This is a genomic window from Armatimonas sp. (genome assembly GCF_043760365.1).
Taxonomy (GTDB): domain Bacteria; phylum Armatimonadota; class Armatimonadia; order Armatimonadales; family Armatimonadaceae; genus Armatimonas.
Genome location: NZ_JAYUPA010000983.1, coordinates 1 through 2,733 on the forward strand (window position 1 = coordinate 1; position 2,733 = coordinate 2,733).

Below are 2,733 nucleotides of genomic sequence, written 5' to 3' on the forward strand. Positions count from 1 at the left end.
TCTCGCTAAGCGCTTCCCCCACCCGTGAGGGTGACCGGCGCAGAGAGGAACGAACGAAGCCCTCAGCGAGAGGGACTTGTCCCCTCGAAAAACAATACATCCCCTCGAAAAACAATACACCCCCTCGAAACTCCAACAAATTCCGAAACCCCAACGAAACCAAGCCGCGATACAATGGCGGCATGTCCTCCCCTTCCGTGCCCTCCCTCACAATCGCCGGGCTCCAGCCCCATGCCTGCGGGCTGCCTGTCCCTCTCTCCGACGATATCGAGCGCCTCGAAACGCTTTTCTCCGAAGTGCTGGCCGAGCAGGAAGGCGCGGCGTTTGTCGCACTCTCTCGCAAGCTAATGGAGACAGCCCACGAAGACGCAATGACCCCCACAAAGCTGCTCGAAGCGATTCCGGAGCTGATGGACTCGGCGGTTTGCGCACGGCTTTTGCGCGCGGTGACAGTGCTCTTTCAGCTTCTTAACACGGCGGAGCAAAAAGAGATCGTGCGTGTGAACCGGGGCCGCGCGGAGCCGCGCTCGGAGTCTATCCGTGAGGGCGTGCAGCGGCTTAAAGAGCAGGGGCTGAGCGCGGACGAGGTGCAAAAAATCCTCAATCAAATCGAGATCTGCCCCACCCTCACCGCGCATCCCACCGAAGCGCGCCGCCGGGCGGTGCTCGACAAATTACTACGCGTCGCCGAGGGGCTGGCTCTGCGCTCACAGACCGCCGATGGCTCGCACTTAGACCAGCCACTGGAAGGCAACCCGAGCGTGCGCGCCGATGAGAACCTGCGCCGCGCTCTCACCGAGCTCTGGCAGACCGATGAGATTCGCATCACGCCCATCACGGTTCCGGAAGAGGCACGCAACGCGCTGTATTTCTTTGAGCGCACGATCTTCAAAGTGGTGGCGTGGCTCCACACCGACCTGCGCCGCGCCCTTGCCGAGAGCTACCCTGAGGCGACCTTCACGGTTCCCTGCTTTGTGAGCTACCGCTCGTGGGTGGGGGGAGACCGCGACGGCAACCCCAATGTAACGGCGAAGATCACCTGGGAGACACTCAAAGAGCATAGAAGAATCGCGCTGGAGTTCTTTGCGGAGCGCGTCGAAAATGTCCGCCGCGCCCTCACGCTCTCGGTGAAGCGCGTGGCTGAAAATGATCCACTACTGGCCTCGGTAGAGCGCGATCTGGCCGAAGTCCCCCTGCCCGAGAGTCGCCGCCTGCGCCATATCGGGGAGCCGTATGTGCTGAAGCTGCTCTGCGTTCACGTCCGGCTCCTGGCGACGCTGAACAATGCTCCGTATGCCTACGCCAGCGATGCGGCATTTATTGACGATCTCACGCTGGTGCAAGATGCCCTGCGCCGCAACCACGCGGGCTCCGTGGCGGATGCCGGAGACATGGCGGACTTAGTCGTTCAGGCGCGCAGCTTCGGATTTCACCTCGCGCCCCTTGATGTTCGGCAGCACAGCGATGTCCATGCCAAAGCCGTCACCGAGATACTCGCTCTGGCAGGCGTCACGGCGAACTACTCCGCACTCTCCGAGGACGAGAAAGTGGCTATACTGCGCTGGGAGCTGCGCTCGCCCCGGCCTCTGGTAAGCCGCGATGCCCTCCTCTCGGCCCAGACACGCGAGGTTTTAGATGTTTTTGAGGTGATCCGCCGCGCTCGACGCGAGCTCTCGCCTCAGAGCGTGGTCTGTTACATCATCAGCATGACCCATGGGGCAAGTGATCTGCTAGAGCCGCTGCTCCTCGCCAAGGAAGTGGGCCTCGCCGGAGAGCTAGACATTGTCCCGCTCTTTGAGACCATTGATGATCTGCACAACTGCGGCGACTTAATGGCCGATGTCTTCAAGATCCCCGAGTACAAGGCACATCTCGTCACCAGAAAGAACTTCCAGGAGATCATGCTGGGCTACTCGGACTCTAGCAAAGACGGCGGCTTTCTGGCGGCGAACTGGGCCTTGCAAGCCACGCAAGAGAAGATCGCGACGGTTTGCCACGAGGCGGGGATCACGCTGCGGCTCTTCCACGGACGCGGCGGGACGGTGGGACGCGGCGGTGGACGGGCAAATCGTGCGATTCTCGCCCAGCCACCGGGCAGCTTCGACGGACAGATTCGCTTCACGGAGCAGGGTGAGGTCATCTCGTTCCGCTACGGCCTCGCCCCGATTGCGCACCGGCACCTGGAGCAGATCGTGAATGCCGCGCTTCAGGCCGCCAGCCCCAAGCGCCAGGCCAAGGAAAGCGAGGAGGGAAAAGTTGTGCTGGAGCAGATGGCGCAAAAGAGCCGCGCGTTCTACCGCGCCATGGTTCACGACGACCCAAGCTTCTGGACGTTCTTCGCCCAGGCCACTCCCATCGCCCACATCAGCAAGCTCCCGATTGCCTCGCGCCCCGTCTCGCGCTCTGGCAAAGCACTCGCCAGCGTGGACGACCTGCGGGCCATTCCGTGGGTCTTCGCCTGGATTCAGAGCCGCTATATCGTCCCCGGCTGGTTTGGCCTGGGGAGTGCTTTAGAGTGGTATATCGGCGACAATCCCGAGAAGCTCGCCTTGATGCAGAGTCTCTGGCGCGAGTGGGCGTTCTTTAAGACCGTCGTGGACAACGCCCAGCTAGAGCTCACCCGCACGCACCTGCCCACCGCCAAGCTCTACGCCGACCGCTGCGACGATCCGGCGCTGCGCGACAAGTTCCACAACCTCATCGAGGGCGAGCACACTCGCACGATCAAGTGGG

Annotated in this window: 1 protein-coding gene; it reads left to right on the forward strand. The window is 62.2% G+C overall.

What is annotated here, in order from left to right:
• Positions 1-182: 182 nt before the first annotated feature.
• On the forward strand, positions 183-2,733 hold a 2,551-nt coding region (locus tag ACH2EH_RS24880; protein WP_395146064.1), incomplete at its 3' end, for a phosphoenolpyruvate carboxylase.